Annotated in this window: 20 protein-coding genes and 1 tRNA gene; 15 read left to right on the top strand and 6 right to left on the bottom strand. The window is 54.3% G+C overall.

Features of this window, described 5'->3' with window-relative positions; genetic code table 11:
• Window positions 1–79 precede the first annotated feature (79 nt).
• The 4 genes from TH19_RS18920 to TH19_RS18905 all read left to right on the top strand — a co-directional run bounded on the left by TH19_RS18920 (window position 80) and on the right by TH19_RS18905 (window position 3348).
• Complete coding sequence (locus TH19_RS18920) at window positions 80–946, top strand: pirin family protein (protein ID WP_114103925.1); 867 nt, start codon at window positions 80–82, stop codon at window positions 944–946.
• Window positions 947–997: 51 nt separating this feature from the next.
• Window positions 998–1552: an RNA 2',3'-cyclic phosphodiesterase gene (gene thpR / locus TH19_RS18915; RefSeq protein WP_114103924.1), complete on the top strand. Its 555-nt coding sequence runs from the start codon at window positions 998–1000 to the stop codon at window positions 1550–1552.
• Window positions 1553–1642: 90 nt separating this feature from the next.
• The gene (locus TH19_RS18910; protein ID WP_114103923.1) at window positions 1643–2515 is read left to right on the top strand and encodes a hypothetical protein; all 873 of its coding nucleotides are present in this window, start codon (window positions 1643–1645) and stop codon (window positions 2513–2515) included.
• A 50-nt stretch (window positions 2516–2565) separates the two neighbouring features.
• The gene (locus tag TH19_RS18905) at window positions 2566–3348 is read left to right on the top strand and encodes a pyrroline-5-carboxylate reductase (protein ID WP_114103922.1); all 783 of its coding nucleotides are present in this window, start codon (window positions 2566–2568) and stop codon (window positions 3346–3348) included.
• A gap of 88 nt (window positions 3349–3436) precedes the next feature.
• On the opposite strand, the gene TH19_RS18900 is transcribed toward TH19_RS18905, so the two are convergent.
• Window positions 3437–4138 carry an NAD(P)-dependent oxidoreductase gene (locus TH19_RS18900; RefSeq protein ID WP_114103921.1) on the bottom strand — a complete coding sequence of 234 codons (702 nt, stop codon included), beginning with the start codon at window positions 4136–4138 and terminating at the stop codon, window positions 3437–3439.
• 37 nt (window positions 4139–4175) lie between these two features.
• Window positions 4176–5087 carry an EamA family transporter gene (locus tag TH19_RS18895; RefSeq protein WP_114103920.1) on the bottom strand — a complete coding sequence of 304 codons (912 nt, stop codon included), beginning with the start codon at window positions 5085–5087 and terminating at the stop codon, window positions 4176–4178.
• Between the two features lie 81 nt (window positions 5088–5168).
• Here TH19_RS18895 and TH19_RS18890 point away from each other — a divergent pair, with 81 nt between their 5' ends.
• Window positions 5169–5684: a MarR family winged helix-turn-helix transcriptional regulator gene (locus tag TH19_RS18890; RefSeq protein ID WP_114103919.1), complete on the top strand. Its 516-nt coding sequence runs from the start codon at window positions 5169–5171 to the stop codon at window positions 5682–5684.
• A 69-nt stretch (window positions 5685–5753) separates the two neighbouring features.
• Here the strand turns inward: TH19_RS18890 and TH19_RS18885 are convergent.
• Window positions 5754–5843 (bottom strand) — tRNA-Ser (locus TH19_RS18885).
• Between the two features lie 347 nt (window positions 5844–6190).
• On the opposite strand from TH19_RS18885, the gene TH19_RS18880 reads away from it, so the two are divergent.
• The 3 genes from TH19_RS18880 to TH19_RS18870 all read left to right on the top strand — a co-directional run bounded on the left by TH19_RS18880 (window position 6191) and on the right by TH19_RS18870 (window position 8978).
• Complete coding sequence (locus TH19_RS18880) at window positions 6191–6496, top strand: hypothetical protein (RefSeq protein ID WP_114103918.1); 306 nt, start codon at window positions 6191–6193, stop codon at window positions 6494–6496.
• Window positions 6497–6630: 134 nt separating this feature from the next.
• Complete coding sequence (locus TH19_RS18875) at window positions 6631–7614, top strand: NADPH:quinone oxidoreductase family protein (protein ID WP_114103917.1); 984 nt, start codon at window positions 6631–6633, stop codon at window positions 7612–7614.
• Window positions 7615–7700: 86 nt separating this feature from the next.
• Window positions 7701–8978: a class I SAM-dependent methyltransferase gene (locus tag TH19_RS18870; RefSeq protein ID WP_114103916.1), complete on the top strand. Its 1278-nt coding sequence runs from the start codon at window positions 7701–7703 to the stop codon at window positions 8976–8978.
• Between the two features lie 318 nt (window positions 8979–9296).
• Here TH19_RS18870 and TH19_RS18865 read toward each other — a convergent pair whose 3' ends face one another.
• Window positions 9297–9506, bottom strand: a complete 210-nt coding sequence (locus TH19_RS18865) for a DUF1127 domain-containing protein (protein WP_114103915.1) — start codon at window positions 9504–9506, stop codon at window positions 9297–9299.
• A gap of 166 nt (window positions 9507–9672) precedes the next feature.
• On the opposite strand from TH19_RS18865, the gene TH19_RS18860 reads away from it, so the two are divergent.
• The 7 genes from TH19_RS18860 to TH19_RS18830 all read left to right on the top strand — a co-directional run bounded on the left by TH19_RS18860 (window position 9673) and on the right by TH19_RS18830 (window position 18069).
• Window positions 9673–10599: a LysR substrate-binding domain-containing protein gene (locus tag TH19_RS18860; protein ID WP_114103914.1), complete on the top strand. Its 927-nt coding sequence runs from the start codon at window positions 9673–9675 to the stop codon at window positions 10597–10599.
• A 168-nt stretch (window positions 10600–10767) separates the two neighbouring features.
• On the top strand, window positions 10768–12720 hold the full coding sequence (locus TH19_RS18855; protein ID WP_258548042.1) for an extracellular solute-binding protein: 1953 nt from the start codon (window positions 10768–10770) through the stop codon (window positions 12718–12720).
• Window positions 12721–12723: 3 nt separating this feature from the next.
• Window positions 12724–13833, top strand: a complete 1110-nt coding sequence (locus TH19_RS18850; RefSeq protein WP_114103913.1) for a microcin C ABC transporter permease YejB — start codon at window positions 12724–12726, stop codon at window positions 13831–13833.
• A 2-nt stretch (window positions 13834–13835) separates the two neighbouring features.
• Window positions 13836–14867 (top strand): ABC transporter permease, encoded by a 1032-nt coding sequence (locus tag TH19_RS18845; protein WP_114103912.1) that lies wholly within the window; start codon window positions 13836–13838, stop codon window positions 14865–14867.
• A 12-nt stretch (window positions 14868–14879) separates the two neighbouring features.
• Window positions 14880–16514 carry an ABC transporter ATP-binding protein gene (locus TH19_RS18840; protein ID WP_114103911.1) on the top strand — a complete coding sequence of 545 codons (1635 nt, stop codon included), beginning with the start codon at window positions 14880–14882 and terminating at the stop codon, window positions 16512–16514.
• A 74-nt stretch (window positions 16515–16588) separates the two neighbouring features.
• Window positions 16589–17287 carry a hypothetical protein gene (locus TH19_RS18835; RefSeq protein WP_258548046.1) on the top strand — a complete coding sequence of 233 codons (699 nt, stop codon included), beginning with the start codon at window positions 16589–16591 and terminating at the stop codon, window positions 17285–17287.
• Between the two features lie 110 nt (window positions 17288–17397).
• Complete coding sequence (locus TH19_RS18830; protein WP_114103910.1) at window positions 17398–18069, top strand: LysE family translocator; 672 nt, start codon at window positions 17398–17400, stop codon at window positions 18067–18069.
• A gap of 321 nt (window positions 18070–18390) precedes the next feature.
• On the opposite strand, the gene TH19_RS18825 is transcribed toward TH19_RS18830, so the two are convergent.
• Both TH19_RS18825 and TH19_RS18815 read right to left on the bottom strand, forming a co-directional pair.
• On the bottom strand, window positions 18391–18738 hold the full coding sequence (locus tag TH19_RS18825) for a MarR family transcriptional regulator (protein ID WP_114103909.1): 348 nt from the start codon (window positions 18736–18738) through the stop codon (window positions 18391–18393).
• Window positions 18739–19062: 324 nt separating this feature from the next.
• On the bottom strand, window positions 19063–20463 hold the full coding sequence (locus TH19_RS18815; RefSeq protein ID WP_114103907.1) for a leucyl aminopeptidase family protein: 1401 nt from the start codon (window positions 20461–20463) through the stop codon (window positions 19063–19065).
• Window positions 20464–20533 lie beyond the last annotated feature (70 nt).

Raw genomic sequence — 20533 nt, 5'->3', positions numbered from 1 at the left:
CAGTGATATCGGCACATTAAACCGGGACAGTCCGCCGGTTCGGGCTGTTCCCACCTGACATATATAAAGGAGGCGGCGCTTGGTTAAGCTCATCACTGGCAAGGAAGCCGATCTGGGTGCGTTTTCAGTGCGCCGCGTTCTGCCGCATCGCGACGTCCGTTCGGTCGGGCCGTTTGTGTTCTTTGATCATATGGGACCTGCCGAATTTCAGCCGGGGCAGGGCATTGACGTTCCCCCGCATCCCCATATCTGTCTGGCAACCGTGACGTACCTGTTCAAGGGGGCGGTTCTGCATCGTGACAGTCTGGGCAGCAATCTGGAAATCACGCCGGGCGATCTGAACTGGATGAATGCCGGGCATGGCATTACCCATTCCGAACGTGAAACACCGGCGGTGCGCAATTCGGTGCACGAACTTGACGGTCTCCAACTTTGGGTCGCCGTGCCCGAGGAAGAAGAAGAATCCGAACCGGCCTTTTATCACGTCTCGAAAAACGACCTGCCGGTGATCGAGGATGCCGGGCTTCACATGCGTCTGATCGCGGGCGAAGCTTTCGGGAAAACCGCACCGGTGCCGGTCAAATCCAAGCTGTATTACCTTGATGTTCACATGGACGAAGGCGCGCAATTGCTGCTTCCCGGTGAAAATCAGGAAGGGGCAGTTTATGTGGTCTCGGGCAGTGTCAATATCGATGGCGTCGCCTATGGCCCGGAAAGCTTTGTCTATGTCGCGCCCGAAGAAATCCCCGATATCGTTGCTGCGACCGAAAGCCGCGTGATGTTGCTGGGCGGCTTGCCGCTGGGCCATCGGCATTTATGGTGGAATTTCGTTGCTTCCTCCAAGGAACGCATCGAAAAGGCCAAAGCCGACTGGGCATCGGGCAATTTTCCGCAAATTGATGGCGAGGATGATGTGCTTCCGCTGCCCGGACGCTCCACCGGCTAGGGACAATTTTCGGCCCCGGCTTTGCTACCAGAATAGAATTGGATACCCATCATGCGTCTGTTTGTCGGCGTGGAAATCCCCGGCGATATCGCAGCCGAGCTTTATCCGCTTGCGCGCGGGATCAAGGGACTGGATGCCCAGACCCCGGAAAACATGCATATCACCCTTAAATTCATCGGCAATGTTGATCCCGGTCTGGCCGAAGAAATTGATCAGGCCCTTGCGCAAGTATCGTTCGAACCCTTTGACCTTCAGGTTCAGGGATTGGATGTTTTTGCCTCAAGCCGCAAAATCCGCATCTTTTGGGCCGGGGTCAAGGATCAGCCGGTGATGCGTCGTCTTGCCCAACGGGTTGAAAATGCCCTTCTGGCACTTGATGATTGCCTGGAACTCGATGTCCGCAAATTCACCCCGCACATCACGCTCGGCCGGAACCGCGAAGCGGCACGTGCGACCATCGAACAGGCGGTCGCCGATCATGTCGATCAGACCTCGCGGGTTTTCACCATCGACCGTTTTTGTTTGTATGAAAGCCATTCGACCTCGGACGGGCCGGAATTCCGGGTGATTGCCGCCTATGACGGCACGGAAGCAGCTTTTTTCTAACAATTTTTATGAGAGATTAATTGTAGCTGAGCGTTATCTAAATAAGCGATATATCACTTTAAAATAATTAGATTGCTTGGGAAGGGTTAGATGGCTGAAAAAGATGATGCACACTTAGCCTATGAGAGAAATGTCGCCCATTTCCAAGCGACAATCTCACGGCAGACGCTCCAGCTAGAAAAGTATCGTGCCTATGTAGGCTCTGCAGAGACGTGGCGTCAGACAACTAGTGAGTCAGCGCTCGTTACCGCGAGAGAAGGGATTAAGGCTTTAATTTTACTGAATGGCGGAACGTTCGTGGCTTTACCTGCATTCAAAGCAATGAACGATGGGGTTAACATTGGGAACTTACATCTGCCTTTGATGTCATTCTTTCTGGGTTTGTTGTTCGCCCTGTCTTCTTTTCTTTTAACGTATTTGGCTCAAGAACGAACAGCATTGGGATGGATGGAAGTCGAAGAACAATGGCGCCTATCACTTTCTAAAGCAGACAGCGATCGAAAATCTGAAGACATTGATGCAGACTCTGAAAGGTCGTGGAAGCGTCAAAGACGACACAATTATCTTTGTGACGTATTCAGTAGAATATCACTGGTATGCGCGGTTGCCTCTTTCCTCGCATTAGCTGTGGGTGGATTTAGCGGTATTGCAGCATTCTACCCCAATGCTCAACTACTAACGAATGTGGTGATTGGGGGGAGTATGAGTTCTTGGCTCGCAGCCGTAGGTCTGACTTTGGACATCATTGGTGCAGTTCTGATCTTTTTCTTCGGGGTTCGTCCAAAGATCTCGGCAGATGGATCAAATGAAGTTGTAATCTCAGGTTCAGATAAAGAGGTGGCGAAGGGGAAAAAATACGATTGGTTCTCTAAAGTCGGTATCTTTCTTCTGATTTTGGGATTCGGCTTACAATTACTTGCAAGTAAATTGGTGTTCGGTTGGATATCAGGTCTAATGCAGTGAGTCGGCATGCTTGCAATAAGGTCGGGTACAGTCTTAGCGGTGTATAGCGAATGAAGCTTGGGTTTATCGGGACTGGCGCAATCAGTGATGCGATGATCCGTGGATTGGTATCATCGGATTTTCCGGTTTCCGACGTTATCGTTTCGCGCCGGGGTGAACGGGTGTCATCCCGACTGGCAGCCGATTTTGATCAGGTGCAGGTTCTTGATGACAATCAGGCGATCATTGATCAGTCCGATATGATCTTTCTTGCCGTTTTGCCGCAAATTGCCCGTGAAGTGCTTGAACCGCTTCATGTCCCGGATGGCAAAACCATCGTCAGCCTGATCGCGACCATCCCGATTGATGATCTTAAATCCTGGCTGGACACCAATGCGCAAACTGATCGCGCCATTCCCCTGCCATCGGTCGAACATCATGCCTGTGTGACCGCGATCTATCCCGGATCGGATGATGTGATGGCCTTGTTTGGTGCGCTTGGCGGGGCGGTTGCAGCCAAAACCGTCGATGCCTTTGATGGCTATGCGGCGGGAAGTGCGCTGATGGCGACCTATTTCACGGTCCTTGAAAGTGCGGCCGACTGGATGGTCAAACAGGGATCGAGTGATGCCGATGCCAGACGTTATCTGGCGGCACTGTTTGCCGGCCTTGCCGAGAACACTACCAAGTCACCGGATCAAAGCTTTGCCCAACTGGTCGACGGCCATTCCACACCGGGCGGTCTGAACGAACAGGTCGCCAAGGCCTTTGTCCGTGAAAACGGCACATCGGCAATCCATACGGCCCTTGATGAAGTCTTTGCCCGGATCAAATCCGCATCCAAATCCGGTTGATCAGAATTGAAAACGGGCGGCTTTATCCGGTTTTGTCGCGCCGCCCGCTTTGCATCTATATCTTTATATATGTGTTGTTTGGGCCGGATCAGGCCGCTGCGACCTGTGACTGATAGCCAACCGTCAAACGTTGCGGGTTGCTGATGCCGGCATCAAAGCTGGCATCGACAAGATCGACCATAGCCACACCGAAATCGGCAAAAGAAATCCGGGCCGCACCATCGTGATCGGTGACCAGGGTATCGGTGCCGCGTACATAGTTGCGGGTTTTCTCGCCGGGGATCAGCATGGTGGGCGGGCGCAGGCAGGTCCATTGCACATCGGCATATTGATCAAACAGGATATCGACCTGTTCGCAGGCTTCGGCAATCGGGCGTACGCTATCGGGCAGGAAGTCCGGCGCGGTCAGAACCGTATGGCCGCTGCCATCTGCAAGTTTCAGGGTTGCCGCCCCGCCGGTCAGGAAAATCGGCGTCCGGTTTTGACGGGCCGCATCCAGCAGCACTTTGGTCATTTCCGGCAGCAGCCTCTCCTGTCCGGTCGCAGGGCGCAGCGAACTGGCCGCAACATCATGTTCGGCAAGGACTTCTGCGGCAATTTCCGGGTTGGCAAGGATATCGATGCTTTGGCGGGCGACAGAGTCTGGAAGGGCGGACAGTTTTGCAATATCGCGGGCAACCGCTGTGACTTGGTATCCGCGCAAAAGCGCCTCGGTCACAACTTCGCGGCCGACATCGCCGGTGGCGCCAAAAACAACGATTTTGCGATTATGCGGGGCGGTATTGGTCATCGGACGTTCCTTTTCTGAATTGTGTTTTGGTGGCAGGTCAGGATTTTTGGGTGGCAGCAAGGGGGCTGGTATCGTTGGTGGTGTCGGGATTAAGGACTGGTTTGGGCCGTGCGGCACGCTGTCCGAGCCAGATACTGATCAGGACAACAACAACACCGGCCATCTGAAGGGCGGATAACTGTTCGCCAAGAATGACCCAGCCAAGAAGAACCGCACTGGTGGGGCTTAAGAAGCCAAAGCTTGTCACCGTGGTCGGGCCAAGCCGCGCAATACCGCGGAACCACAGGAAATAGGTCAGCGCAGCCCCGATTAGCCCCAACCAGACCAGGCCGGCAATATTGGTGATGGTCGGCATCGGGAAGCCGGGCTCGACAATCAGGGCGACCGGGATCAAAAGGATGCCGCCCGCTGTTAATTGCCATGCGGCAAAGGTCAGGGGCGAAACCGGCGGCTGCCATTTCCGGCTCAGGACCGTACCGGCCGCCATCGAAAGCGCACCCAGAAGGGCTGCGGCAATGCCGACCGGATCAAGGCTTGCCGACGGACCAAGGACAAGCATCGCAACACCGATCAGGCCGGAAACCGCGGCAAGAATTCCAAGCGTCGTGATTGTGCTGCCCAATGCATAACGGGCAAGGAACAGCACCAGCAACGGCTGAACCGCGCCAAGGGTTGCCGCAACCCCGCCCGGCAGGCGATAGGCGGCCAAAAACAGCAACGACCAGAAAACCGCGAAGTTCAATGCACCAAGAATGAAAACCCGGCCACGCCATCCGGCAGCGGGAAGCTGACGTACCACCAGCAACAGGATCAAACCGGCAGGCAGGGCGCGTAAAAGCGAAATGGTCAACGGATAGCCATGCGGCAGCAATTCCGTCGCCACGATATAACTGCTGCCCCAGATTACCGGGGCGATTGCAGTCAGAAGTAAGTCTGTTGTTCTGTTCATGGGATAGCTCCATTTATCTTGACGTCAAGATATAATCAGAAATCTTGACGTCAAGATAAATTTTCGGCATATGCTCAAACCATGGAAAACAGCACTGACAAAATCGACCGCATTCTGGCGCAATGGCGCCGCGAACGCCCCGACCTTGACGTGACCCAGATGGGCGTCATTGGCCGCATGGGAAGGCTTCGCAATCTTCTGATGATCGAACTTGATCGCGTGTTCAAACAGCACGATCTGAATGGTGCCAGCTTTGATGTGCTGGCAACGCTTCGCCGGTCCGGTCCGCCCTATGCACTTAGCCCGTCACAATTGATCGAATGGACGATGGTAACATCGGGCACTATGACCAACCGGCTTGATAAGCTAGAAGAAGCAGGCCTGATCACCCGCCAGCGCAACCCGGAAGACGGCCGCGGCTTTGTCGTCGCCCTGACCGCGCACGGGTTCGAGCTGATTGATGCCGCCGTGACCAATCACGTCGCCAACCAGCACCGGTTGCTCGAAGGGCTCAGTTCCGATGAAATGGAACAGCTTGATGGATTGCTGCGCAAATGGCTGATGGCTGTTTCGGGCCAAACCGGATCAGATAAATAAGCAAACGCGTTTCGTCACACAGCGGGAACTGTGTGGCGTTTGATCTGTCATTTTCGGGAATTTAGTCAGTGGCAGAGAGGAGGGGATTCGAACCCCTGAGGGGCTTACACCCCAACACGCTTTCCAGGCGTGCGCCTTAAACCACTCGGCCACCTCTCCACATGCGATCTTGTATATATCGCGAAAGCGGGCGGACATTAGCCGACCCGACCTTGCTTGACAAGGCCCAATAAGCCACTTTTTTCACTTTCGTGAAATCGGCCTGATTTCAAAGAAAAAACCGGGTACCTGCGGTCCGATCAAGGCACAAAACCCTTGGTAAACCGGGATTTGGCGTAATCTTTACTTCTTGTTGATGTCTGGGCCGTAAGGTTTGACGTCAGGATTTTGATTCGCAATGTCATTTTTTGCGGTTTTGCGCTCCTTTAGGTTGGCAGAGCAAAGCCGATAGATTGCGATCAGAATGGCCGTACATACCAACCCTTACGGGTAGTCTGGAGAGGATAATGTGGGTTCTAAGGGCGTTGGGATGGATTTTGCTGTTTGCCAGTATTGCTGTGCTGGTTGACGATTCCATTACCGCGCTTCAGACAGGCAGTTTCCGGCTGGTCGCCGCAGGAGAGCTTTGGTATCGCCTTGATACCGGAAGCCTGAACCTGTTGCAGTCCGTCATCCAGCGCTATATCTCGTCCTGGGCCTGGGATAATATCTTTGTGCCGGTTTTGCTGGCCCCGGCGCTGGTTGTTTTGCTGGTGCCGTCCTTTGTCTTGCTGTTGCTGACCCGCAAGCGCAAGCGTACCCGGATTTTCTGATCCGGCGTTCCTGATCCACCTTTTTGGCCAATCCACCCCGCCGCAATAATGCCTGTTAGTCCAATGTTGGCTTGTCTGTGCCAAGGACACGCGCCACACTGTGCCCGTTCGATCTGATACAACAGGGAACCGGCATGAAGGCATGGATTTGCAAGGCATTTGGCGAGGAAGCTGTGCTGACGGACTGGGCCGATCCTGTTCCGGGTCCCGATCAGGTCGCCATTGATGTGCAATCCTGCGGGGTCAATTTCGCCGATACCCTGATCCTGATCGGTAAATATCAAAAACGCCCCGACGGCCCGTTTTCCCCGGGCTTTGAAGTAAGCGGCACGGTGCGCAGCATCGGTGCCAATGTCAAAGGCATCAATCTCGGTGATCGCGTCATGGCGCTGCCCGATTGGGGCGGCTTTGCCGAGCAGGTGGTGGCGAATGCTGCCACTGTCATTCCATTGCCCGAGACGGTTGGGTATGATCAGGCAGCGGCTTTTCAGATTGCCTATGGAACAAGCTGGTTCGGGTTGAAATATCGCGCCGACGTGCAGTCGGGTGATCTTGTTCTGGTGCATGGGGCGGCCGGGGGCGTTGGCCTGACCGCGGTTGAATGTGCCAAGCTTTTGGGGGCCACCGTGATTGCCACGGCGGGCGGGGCGGACAAATGCCAGATCGCCCGCGATCATGGTGCTGATTACACCATTGATTACAAGATCGAAAATATCCGCGACCGGGTGCGCGAAATCGCGGCATCCCTTGGCAAACCTGCCGGGGTGGATGTGGTTTATGATCCGGTGGGCGGCGATGTGTTTGATCAAAGCCTGCGCTGTGTTGCGCCCGGGGCGCGAATCCTTCTGATCGGGTTTGCCAGTGGCACGGTGCCGCAAATCCCGGCCAATATCCTTCTGGTCAAGAATGTCACGGTGATCGGCTTTTATTTTGGTGCCTATCTGGAACAGAATCCCGACATCGCCCGCCAGGGCATGGGCGAACTTCTGGACCTTTTGGCCACGGGCAAAATCACCCCGATGATTTCGGCGACCTATCGACTGTCAGAGGCCATGATTGCCCTTGAGGCGATCCGCAATCGCACGGCAACCGGCAAACTTGTGATCAATATGCGCTAAGTTGAATGAACTGCTGGATTTTATTAATTAATTCGTTGGTATAGGATGTTTCTGTCCCAACCATTTCTCTGCTGGAAAATTCGGTAATGCCCGACAACAAAAACAGTGCCGACGCGGTGCAATCGTCTGAAAAAACACGCGACCAGTACGAGACCTATCCTTATCCGGCGCGCGATCCCGAAGACGAAGACAAGCGGCTGATCTTCGGCTCGCCGGGGAACTGGGATGAAGTTGTTCATTATATCTTTGGCGGGCGTGATCCGTCTGCCCAGACCAAAAGCGGCAAGATCAAAATTCTGGTCGCCGGGGGCGGGACTGGTGATGCGCTTGTCATGCTGGCCCAGCAGGCCCGCGATCGCAAAGCCAAGGCCGACATCGTCTATATCGATCTGTCCGAAAGCTCCCGCGAGATTGCCGAGGCCCGCATCAAGCGCCGCAATCTTGAAAAGAACGTGACCTTCGTGACCGGCTCTTTCGTTGATCTGGCCTCGGAATACGGGCCGTTTGACTATATTGACTGCTGCGGGGTGCTGCATCATTTGCCCGATCCCGATGCGGGATTGCGTGCGCTTGCCGATGCGCTGAAACCCAATGGTGGTATGGGTTTGATGGTCTATGGCGAACTGGGTCGTCAGGGCGTCTATCACATGCAGGAAATGATGGAACGCCTGAATGCCGAGGCCGGTGGCGCGCGCAGACTTCATTTCGGCAAGGCGCTTTTTAATTCATTGCCGGGGACCAACTGGCTGAAGCGCAATCCGTTTGTCGGCGATCATATCCATGGCGGCGATGCCGGTTTTTATGACCTGTTGCTGCATCAACAGGACCGGGCATACCGGGTCGATGAAGTTTTTGATTTTGTCGAAAAGGCCGGTTTACGCCTGCAAAGCTTTATCGAGCCGATGCGCTATGATCCAACCACCTATTGTTCGCGCCATGATGTTCTGGAAAAGGCCGTCCATGTGCCGTTCCGCGAACGTGCGGCATTGGCGGAACTGATGGCGGGCAATATCACCAAGCATATCTTCTATGTGGTCAAGGCCAAGAACAAGATCAAAGCGCCGGTTCCCGACGAAGACACCATTCCGTTCTTTAACCGGGTTGATGGTCCGACCCTTGCCCGCTCGGTTGCCAAGTCGGGTAATATCAAGATCACTTTTACCGGGCTTTCGGTTACCCGCACCATGCCCGCGGCTTCACCGGCGATCCTGTCGCGCATCGATGGCAAACGATCCATCCGCCAGATTTACGAGATGTTTGATCCGCGCCCGGAAAAGTTCGAATTCAACGCGCAATTTGCCGTGATGTATTCGGTTCTGAATGCGGCCAACCTGATGTATCTGCGCTATCCCAAAAAGAAATAGGCACATCGCTGCCTTGGGCTGATCCCGAAAAAGAAAATGCCGGTCACACAGGGGGAGTGACCGGCAGTCTTACGCGCATGCGCCAACGGGGGGAGTCGGCGCTGCGCCAGAGCTATAAGCTGAAGCATAAGCTGAAGCATAAGCTCTGGGGGGGGAGAATGAAGAATTCCAAACCCTATCGCGGGCTCGGGACCTTCAGGATGCTCAGCAGAGCATCAAGCACCTGCAAGGGGAATGAAAGGGAACCTTGCAGGCGAAAGATCGGGGCAGACATGATACATACTCTGTTGTGCGCCAAAGCGCGGGTTTGTTCTGTACTTATGCTTTCCAGAACGGTTTTGCAGCTTCGCGACGGGCGTCATAAACGTTCCAGCCGATATCGCGCAGCATACGGGCATCCATCAGACCAAGTTTCTTGCGCAGATCGTGGCGTTTATACCATTCGCGCGGCAGATCCATCAGGTTGACGGTGTTGTGGTGACGGCGGGTTGCAACAAATGCGCCTGCATCTTTGGTGATCGCGACCATGATTTTATTCCTTCATAAATTCAGGCTGCTCTCGATTAATCAGCGGCCCAGCATCTGTGATGCGTGTGTCTCATTTCGTTAAACCCAGAGTTACGCCTAAAAACACTTGCGCTCAAACCATCTTTTGTCATCATTGCATGAGTTTTAATCATGCAAAGCCATTGTCATGAAACGCCGTCCATTGCCATTAAATGCGCTTCGTGCCTTTGAAGTTGCCGGTCGTCTTGAAAGTTTCACCAAAGCGTCACATGAGCTTAACGTGACCCAAGGCGCGGTCAGCCGACAGGTGCAGCACCTTGAAGAAGTTTTGGGCCGTAAACTTTTTGAACGGCAGCATCGAAGCCTTAAGCTTACCCGGGCCGGGCGCAACCTTCTGGATGGTCTTACCCCGGCTTTTGATGCCATGGAAAATGCGGTGGCCAAGGTTGAAGACCGCGCCGATGACACACAGCTTTCGGTTCTGGCCCCTTTGACATTTTCCATGCGCTGGATCGTGCCCCGGCTTGGGCGGTTTCAGATGGAATATCCCGATCTTCAGGTACAGCTTGGCACCTATAATGATGACAAGGCCCCGGTTGATTTCAACGAGGTCGATATTGCCGTGCGCTTTGCCGATACCCAGGAAGAACAACTGGTTCACGAATTCCTGACCGGCGAACGGCTTTTGCCCGTCTGTCATCCCGATCTGGCCAAACAGCTAAAATCCCCCAAAGACCTTGCAGGTGTGACGCTTCTGCATTGCTCGGCCCAGCGCGAAGACTGGCATATCTGGCTGAATGGTACGGGTGTCACCGGAGTTGATGCCAATCACGGTCCGGTTTTCGCCACTCTTGATATGGCGATGGAGGCCGCGGCAAGCGGATTTGGCGTGGTGATTTCCGATCCGGCGATGATTGGCGAATATGTGGTGACCAACCGTTTGACCGTGCCGTTCGACTTGCCGGTCGACAGTCCCTATGCCTATTCGCTGTGCTATCCGCAGGGGCGACTGGAACGTCGCAAGGTCCGCGCATTCCGTAACTGGTTGATGGGTGAAATCAAAATTGAAACCGAACGGCGAAAACTGGCGCAAAAGGCATCTGCATCATCATGATGCCTTGAAATTGAACCATTTTATTCTTCATTATGAAGAGTAGATAAAAACAATTCAGTCAGGCAGGGTGGTGAGGTGGCGAATATGCCCGCATTGGTTTGTCTGCTGCGTCCCGAGAAGTGACACGATACGCAATCAGTTTGCATTAGGGGAAAGACGATTCGTCACATGAACGCGCATGTCGCCAATCCGAAACCGTCGCGCACGCAGCTTGTTCGCAAGACGGTTTCATCGGCACTTCTTGCTTTTGGTGTCATGGCCGGTGTGGCTGCGATGACATCGGCGGCCGTTCGGGCCCAGGATGCCGACAAGCCCGTCATCAATCCGGCACCAACAGTCAAAGTCGAAGAAGCCGAACTTGCCCCGCTGACCACAACATCCCATGGCATATCGCTGTATGGTGATCTCAAATACGGGCCGGATTTCACGCATTTTGACTATGTGAATCCCGATGCGCCCAAGGGCGGCACCCTGATCCAGTCATCGATTGTCGCGTTTGATACGCTCAACCCCTTCACGCTTAAGGGCACATCGGCCGCCGGTCTTGGCCTGATTTATGATAGCCTGATGGCCTCAAGTGCCGATGAACCCTATGCGATGTATGGCCTGATTGCGCGCAGCATCGAAGTCCCTGAGGACCGATCCTTTGCCATATTCCATCTTGATCCACGTGCGCGTTTTCAGGATGGCAGCGAAATCACCGCCGAAGATGTGGTGTTTTCCTATGAAATCCTTGTCGAAAAAGGAAGCCCGGTCTACCGGCAATATTTCTCCCAGATCGAAGGGGCCGAGGCGATTGATGATCTGACCGTCAAATTCACCTTCAAGCCCGGCAATAACCGTGAAACACCGATGACCGCGGCGGGCATTTCGATCATGCCCAAGAAGTTCTGGGACGGTAAGGATTTCTCGAAAACCACCTTTGAACTGCCGGTGGGCAGTGGTGCCTATAAGGTCGCCAGTATCGAAGCCGGCCGTCGCATCACCTATGAACGGGTCAAGGATTACTGGGCGGCGGATTTGCCGGTCAATCGCGGTCAGAACAATTTCGATACCATTCGCTACGACACCTATCTCGATCCGGAAGTTCAGAGACAGGCGTTTCTGGCCGGTGAATATATGGTGCGCTCCGAACATTCGTCACGCGACTGGAGTACGGCCTACGACACGCCCGCGGTCGAACGTGGCGACATCCAGAAAAAATTCATGCCCGATGATCTGCCTGTGGGCATGCAGGCCTATGTGATGAATAACCGCCTGCCGATCTTTGCCGATTGGCGGGTGCGCAAGGCGCTGCAATACGGTTTTGATTTCCAGTGGCTCAGTCGCGCCATGTTCTATGGGGCCTATAAGCGCACAGACAGCTATTTCGTGAATTCCGAACTGGCATCAAGTGGCATTCCGGCCGGTGATGAACTGGCATTGCTGGAACCCTATCGCGATCAACTGCCGGCCGAACTGTTTACCCAGCCTTTCAAGCTTCCCGATTTTGATGAAACCGATGGCCGCCGCAAGGCACTGCGCGAATCCATGACGCTTCTGAACGAAGCCGGATGGGAACTCCGCGACAAGGTTCTGGTCAATAAGGAAACCGGTGAACCCTTCCGGTTCGAACTGATCATTCGTCAGCCGGGGCTGGAAAAAATCGCACTGGTTCTTAAGGCCCGCCTCAAACAGCTTGGCGTGCAGCTCGATATCCGTCTGATTGATACCGGGCAGTGGGTCAACCGCATTCAGGCCTTTGACTTTGATGTCACGACCTTCTGGTGGACACAGGCCCTGACACCGGGCAACGAACAACGTGTTTTCTGGTCAAGTGAAGCCGCCGACCAGCCCGGAAGTCGCAATTTCGCTGGGATCAAAAGTCCGGTCGTTGATGCGATGGTCGAAAAGGTTGCAAGTGCCAATAGCTGGCATGAACTGGTCACCGCGACCCATGCACTCGATCGGGTTTTGTTGTGGGGCTATTACGTCATTCCGCAATATTACCTTGGCGGGGAACGTCTTGCCTGGTGGAACATCTTTGGCCAACCCGACACGATACCGCTTAAAGGGGAATCGGTAATGCGCTGGTGGATTGATCCGGAAAAGGCCGCAAAATTGCCGATGGGGGGGAACTAGACCATGCTGAACTATATTCTGCGGCGTCTTCTTCTGATCCCGATGACATTGTTTGGCATCATGTTGCTGAATTTCGTGATCATTCAATTCGCACCTGGCGGCCCGGTTGAACAGGTCATCGCCCAGCTTCAAGGAACCGACGTTTCATCAACTGCGCGCATCACCAATCAGGGTGCTGACAGCGGTGGTTCGGCATCATCGGGGGCTGGAAACAACTTCTCGTCGACATCTAACTATCGCGGTGCGCAGGGACTTGATCCGGAAATCATCAAACAGCTCGAAGTGCAATTTGGCTTCGACAAACCGGCACCGGAACGGTTCTGGATGATGATGAAGAACTATCTGACCTTCGATTTCGGCCAAAGCTATTTCCAGGACCGCGATGTTGTCGATATCGTCCTTGATAAAATGCCGGTTTCGATATCGCTGGGCATTTGGTCGACCCTGATCATCTATATTATTTCGATCCCTCTGGGGATCACCAAGGCAGTGCGTGACGGGTCAAACTTCGATATCTGGTCGTCTGCGGCGATTATTTTCGGCTTTGCAATCCCCGGATTTTTGTTTGCGGTCATGTTGATCGTCATCTTTGCCGGTGGGACCTATCTTGACTGGTTCCCGTTACGCGGTTTGACATCCTCGAACTTTGATGAATTGTCGCTTCTGGGCAAAGTCGGGGACTATTTCTGGCATCTGACGCTTCCGATCATTGCCTTGACGATTTCGGGTTTTGCGACGCTGACGATGCTGACCAAAAACTCGTTCCTTGATGAAATCAACAAGCAGTATGTCGTTACCGCACGGGCCAAGGGCCTGACCGAGAAGCGTGTGCTTTACGGGCATGTGTTCCGTAACGCGATGCTGCTGATCATTGCCGGTTTTCCAAGTGCACTTGTCGGAATGTTGTTTACCGGGTCGGTTCTGGTCGAAGTGATTTTCTCGCTCGACGGACTTGGTTTGCTTGGCTTTAACGCCGTGATGACCCGTGACTATCCCGTGATGTTCGCGACCCTGTATTTCTTTACGCTGTTTGGTCTGATCATGAACCTGATCAGCGACCTGAGTTATCATTTCGTCGATCCAAGGATCGATTTTGACGCGCGGGAGAATTGATCATGACTTCAATGACCCTTTCTCCGCTCAATCAACGGCGTTTGACCAATTTCAAGGCCAACAAGCGTGGCTATTGGTCGCTTGTGATCTTTACCATCCTGTTTGTGGCCTGCCTGTTTGCCGAACTGCTTGCCAATGACAAGCCGATCTTCGTTAAATATGACGATAACTGGTACATGCCGATCTTCTCGGACCATCCGGAAACCACCTATGGCGGGGATTTCGATGTCGAGACCGATTTCTATGATCCCTATATTCAGGGCAAGATCGACCATCACGGCTTTGCCATCTGGCCACCCATCCCGTTTTCCTATTCGACCATCGATTTTGATATGCGCGAACCCCAACCATCGCCACCATCCTCACGCCATTTGCTGGGCACGGATGAGCTGGGGCGCGATGTGTTGGCGCGTCTGATTTACGGCTTCCGGATTTCGATCCTGTTTGGCTTGGCACTGACGGCGGTCAGTTCCGTGATTGGCATCGCGGCCGGTGCCGTACAGGGCTATTTCGGCGGTTGGGTTGATCTTGGTTTCCAGCGTGTGATTGAAATCTGGTCCGGCCTGCCGCAGCTGTTCATTCTGATCATTCTGGCCAGCCTGTTTGCACCGGGTTTCTGGACGCTTTTGTTCATCCTTGTGCTGTTTAGCTGGATGAGTTTGACCGGTCTTGTCCGGGCGGAATTCCTGCGGGCGCGTAACTTTGAATATGTGCGGGCGGCCAAGGCGCTTGGCATGACTGATTACCGGATCATGTATCGCCATGTTCTGCCCAACGCGATGGTGGCGACCATTACCTTCCTGCCCTTTGTGCTGAACGGGTCTATTGTCGCCCTGACCTCGCTTGACTTCCTGTCACTGGGGATGCCGCCGGGCTCGCCGTCGCTGGGGGAATTGCTGTCACAGGGCAAGAACAACCTGCAAGCGCCCTGGCTTGGCATGACGGCCTTCTTTGCGATTGCCATCATGCTCAGTCTTCTGATTTTCATCGGCGAAGCCGTTCGCGACGCGTTTGATCCGCGCAAGACATTTTAAGGAACCCGCAAAATGACAGAGCAATCAGACCAGCCGCTGCTTCTTGATGTCAGCAACCTTTCGGTCAATTTCGGCAATGTCCATGCGGTCAAGGGCGTTTCATTTTCGATGGCGCGCGGGGAAACCATGGCGCTGGTTGGCGAAAGTGGATCGGGCAAATCGGTAACCGCCCTTTCAATCCTGCAATTGCTGCCTTATCCGCGGGCCACCCATCCATCCGGTTCCATCACCTTTGATGGCACGGAAATGGTCGGTGCGGATGAAAGGACGCTGCGCAAGATCCGCGGCAACCGGATTTCCATGATCTTTCAGGAACCGATGACCTCGCTTAATCCGCTGCACAATATCGAAAAGCAGATCGGCGAGGTGCTGTTGCTTCATAAAGGATTGCGGGGTGCCAAGGCACGGGCACGTATCCTTGAACTGCTTGATCTGGTTGGCATTCCCGATCCGGCATCACGGCTTAAGGCCCTTCCGCATGAGCTTTCCGGGGGTCAGCGCCAGCGCGTCATGATTGCCATGGCTCTTGCCAATGAACCGGAACTGCTGATTGCCGATGAACCGACAACTGCGCTGGATGTCACCATTCAGGCGCAAATTCTCGAACTGCTTCAGGATTTGCAAAACAAGCTTGGCATGGCCTTGCTGCTGATTACCCATGATCTGCAAATTGTCCGCAAGATGGCCAAAAGTGTTTGCGTGATGAAGGATGGCGAGGTTGTCGAACGCGGCGTGGGGCAAAGCCTGTTTGATCATCCCAAACATCCCTATACTAAAAAGCTGCTGTCGGCGGTGCCAAGTGGCAATGCGCCGGAGCTGCCGGAAAATGCCGCCGGACTTCTTGAAACCAGCAACATTCATGTCCGTTTCCCGATTGGCCGCAAGGGCATTCTGGGGCGGCCGGAACGTTATCTTGATGCGGTTGATAAAATTTCCCTGACCCTTAAACAGGGTGAAACCCTTGGTATTGTGGGCGAAAGCGGATCGGGCAAGACAACCCTTGCCATGGCCATCCTGCGTCTGTTGAAATCAGAAGGCGACATCAAGTTTGCCGGGAACGATATCCGCAAATATGCCGGTGCCGATCTGCGCAAGTTGCGCCGGGACATGCAGGTGGTGTTTCAGGATCCGTTCGGATCGCTTAGCCCGCGCATGTCGATTGCCCAGATCGTCGGCGAGGGGCTTGAAATTCATGAACCGGGTTTGAGTGTCGCCGAACGCGAAGCCCGCATTGCCGAGGCACTCAGCGAGGTCGATCTGCCGCAAAATGCCATGGATCGCTATCCCCATGAATTTTCCGGTGGTCAGCGTCAGCGCATTTCAATTGCCCGGGCATTGGTCTTGAAGCCGCGCTTTATCGTACTCGATGAACCGACTTCGGCCCTTGATATGTCGGTACAGGCCCAGATTGTCGAACTGTTGCGTGATCTTCAGGCCCGTCACAAGATGGCCTATCTGTTTATCAGTCACGATCTTCGGGTTGTGCGTGCATTGTCGCACCGGGTGATGGTGATGCAGGGCGGAAAGCTGGTTGAAAGTGGTGCGGCTGCGGATGTTTTTGATAACCCGCAACAGCCCTATACCAAGGCGCTTTTGGCCGCGGCCCTTGATCTTAAGGCCGCCGGGACAGATTTTGTCAGTAACTGACCGCGACAATTTCGCATCAAACCTGATACAAAGGGTTCAGAAAAAGGACACGAAAACAGGATAATAGGGTGGATATGCTTTTGCTTGGACGCAAACGGATGAACGGTCATCGTTCCTGGGGCATGGCGATGTTGTTGGGGGCGATGCCCCTTGCAATGCTGATGCTTGCGGTTCTGACGGGGCCTGCGCTTGCCAACAGCAAAAAGGCCGATGCCGAAACTACCGAAGAACCGGCAAAGGATGCGGTGCCCGAAATGCCGGAAACCGTCATCGTTCCTGATCCTGTGTCCTTGACGGTGGTTTTGCCCAAAACCGGGACCATTCGCCAGATGGTGTTCAATATCTGGCTCGAAGCCGAGAACAAGCAGGCTGTTGGCGTGATCGAACGGACCCTGCCCAAAATCATCAATGGCTTCCTGGTCGATCTGCAACGCTTGATGTATCGCGACACTCTGCAACGGTTTGAAACCCGCGAAGAGGGCAAGCGATCCTTTAAATATGTCGCACCCGCGATGTTGCCGCCCCCGCCGCCCAAGACCGAGGAAGAACTCGCCGCCGAGGCCGAGGCACTCGAAGCCGCCAAGGAAAAGGGCGAGGAAATTGTCCCTGAACCGGCCTTCACCCCGTTTGCGCCGGTTACCAATCGCTATTTCGCCGCCCTTCAGAACAAGCTTCTTGGCACCGGGCAGACCTTCCTGCCGCCCGATACCTTGCGTTCGGTGCAGGTACGCATGTTCTATGATCACTGGCCGGGCGACGCCAAGAAACGCTGATCTGTCTCCTTCTCCATTTCTCTGCCACGCATGGGCCGGTTGCGCAGGACGCAATTGTCTCGCGGCACTGCTGTGATATTCCGGATTGATCACCTTTCCGGAGTATCCCCATGTCGTTCGAAGTCTGGCTCAGTTTTACCGTCCTGTCCGTTATGATGGTCATGACGCCGGGGCCCAGTGTTTTGATCGGCATGTCCCATGCGCTGCGCTATGGCGCGCGTCCGACACTGATCACCGCCCTTGGCGATGTGACCGCCAACATGATCCAGATGGTGATTGCGGCACTTGGTCTTGGTGCCATTCTGGCGACATCTGCCACGGCCTTTGCCGTTGTGAAATGGTGCGGGGTTGCGTTCCTTTTGGTCATGGGGCTGATGTCCTTTTTCCGAAAGGCCAATAAATCCAAGGGAAAAACCGGAATCGAAATGAAATTTTCCGGCGCTTATGAAGTCGCCAGTCGCCGTAAACTGTTCCGCGAGGGCTTTTTGGTGGCAGCCGGTAATCCCAAAGCCATCGCCTTCTTTGGTGCCCTGTTTCCGCAATTTGTCGATCCCGGCCTGCCATTGGCACCGCAATTACTGATGCTTGGCGCGACCTTTGTGGTTCTTGATTACAGTTTCGTAATGATTTATGCGATGGGGGCGGCCCGCATCATGCCCTGGCTGGTTCGGCGCGGCGGCACAAATGCTATTGCGCGGGTTTCCGGGGCTATTCTGATCATTGCTGCCGGCCTTTTATCGCTGATCGAGATGCCTGAAAGCACTGCGGGCACCCGTTTCTAGCTTCTTTGCCTCTTGCGCCTGATATCCGCAAAATTGATGTCAGGAACGCGAAAATGCATCATTTCTAATATGGTGTGAGCGGCATAACTATCAGAAGTTAAACGCAAAATACGCTGTTAACTGGGTTGAATAGCAGTGGGGCTTACAAACCAACCGGTCTGTATATAGCGGATTTTCGCCATATCAGATTTTATGCATTCACGATGGGAAAGCTTTGCTGCCCTAAATCCCGGTTTCTGGGCGATCCGGGGATCCGTTTGTTCGGATCAGGGCGTTTGTGCCATCAGCAAGGATGCTAAATGTGGCACGCGGGTCGGGCGGTTATTCGGTTTCTTTGCCGGCTGAAACGATGATATCGCCAAATTCACGCAGGAAGACCGATCCTTTGACCGTACGCTGGATCAAAACCGAACGGCGGTCTTCTTCATCCACCTTGCGTTTGACCATCCCCAGCGAGCTGAGGCGATCAAGGGCACGGGTAATGGCCGGTTTGGAGATATTAAGCGCCTCTGACAGGCCGCGTACCGTATGGGGGGCCTGGGTCAGGTAAACATTCAGCAACAGGGCCATTTGCCGGGCAGAAAGATCGGGTGAATCCCGACGCACACTTTCAACAATCGCGATACGCCAAAGGTCGAGTGCCTGAGACGGTTTGATCTCGATCGACATGTTCGTGCCCAACAATTTATTTGTTACGAATACGTAATCTGTCTACCTGACGGTTGCGCATATGTCAAAGGTCTTATTGGGAAATATGCATTCGCCTGCCTTTTCCCTTAAGGTTGAAACCGTTTTGACGGCTCATTCTTCTTTTCGGGAAGGCAAGGATCGCTTTGTTGTGCCCGGGATGCCCGCCATCAGAAGACGAAACAATTCCGTTGGTCCAAAAAACAAATGTCTGACGAACGACCCTTTCAGGTAATCCGTCAGACACGATCAAAAGCAATCCGGTGACCGGCAAAAGGGCATCGATACGCCCCTTTGACATTTTATTTACTTACCGAAACGATCTTCGATCAGCTTGAAAACAGCGCGAATTCCCTGTGCTTCGCCACCGGTCGGGCGGCCCGGACGGTCGGTCGGGTTCCAGGCCATCAGGTCGATATGCGCCCAGCTTTTTGCCCCTTCGGCAAAGCGATCAAGGAACAGGGCGGCAATGATCGCCCCGCCAAATGGTGATCCGGAAATGTTGTTCATATCGGCCGCCTTGCTATCAAGCTGCGGGCGATAGTCATCCCAAAGCGGCAAACGCCACATCGGATCATTTAGCGCCAGACCATTTTCCATCAACCCGTTGGCCAGATCATCGTCATTGGAAAACAGGGCGGGCAGGCCAAGACCAAGGGCGACACGTGCCGCCCCGGTCAGGGTCGCGAAATCAATCACCAGTTCCGGGTTCTCCGATGCCGCCTCGGTCAGGGCATCGGACAGAACAATGCGGCCCTCGGCATCGGTATTGCCGACTTCAACCGTCAGGCCCTTGCGGGTTTTCAAAATGTCACTCGGGCGATAGGCCCGGCCCGATACCATGTTTTCCACCGCCGGGATCAGAACGCGCAAACGCACCGGAAGGTTGGCCGCCATGATCATGCGCGCAAGGCCAAGAACCTGTGCCGAACCGCCCATGTCCTTTTTCATCAAAAGCATGTTGCTTGATGGTTTAAGGTCATAGCCCCCGGTGTCAAAACACACACCCTTGCCAACAAGGGTAATCTTCGGCGCGTTTGCATCGCCCCAGACAAGGTCGATCAGGCGCGGGTCGCGATCGCTGCCATAGCCGACGGTGTGGATGGCCGGGAAGTTCTGCTTAAGAAGGTCTTCGCCAACAATCGCACTGACCTTGGCGCCAAATTCGTCGCCAAGGGTGCGGGCGGCTGCTTCAAGTTCGGCCGGGCCCATATCATTGGCCGGAATATTGATCAGGTCGCGGGCAAGCCCGATGCCACGTGCAACATTTTCCGCACGCTTGGCGGCTTCGTTGTTGTGAAGGGCGATTTTGGCGCGCTTGTCCTTCTTGCCGTCATCCTTGCGATAGCGGTCAAAGCGATACCCGCCAAGATAAAGACCAAGGGCTGCCTTTTCATAAAGGGCCGCATTGTCCGAAATGCTGGCCGAAAGGCCGTAAACACCCTCGGGAAGGCTGGCCGGAAGCCCTGCAAAATCCCAGATCGCCTTGGCATCATCGACATAACCGATCAACACCGATCCAAACGCGCCGTTGGTTCCGGGCAGGGCAAGCTGGGCGCCGCGCTTTGCCTCATAGCCGTTTGCCGCCACCCATGCCTTGGTGGTTTCGGACTGATCCGAAAGCCAGCTTTGGAAATCGCCCTCGGCAATCGGGGTGATGGTGATCGGGTTGGTGGAACTATCGCGTGCGATGATGTGGTCGAACAATTTAAGTCTTCCCTGATGGTGACGTGGGATAAAGATTGCAGACAGGCAAAGGCGTCAAAAACGGCCTGTC

The sequence above is a fragment of the Thalassospira profundimaris genome, assembly GCF_003326675.1.
Lineage (GTDB): Bacteria > Pseudomonadota > Alphaproteobacteria > Rhodospirillales > Thalassospiraceae > Thalassospira > Thalassospira aquimaris.
Note: the sequence above shows the minus strand (reverse complement) of the source record. Positions and strands in the feature narration are given on the sequence as shown.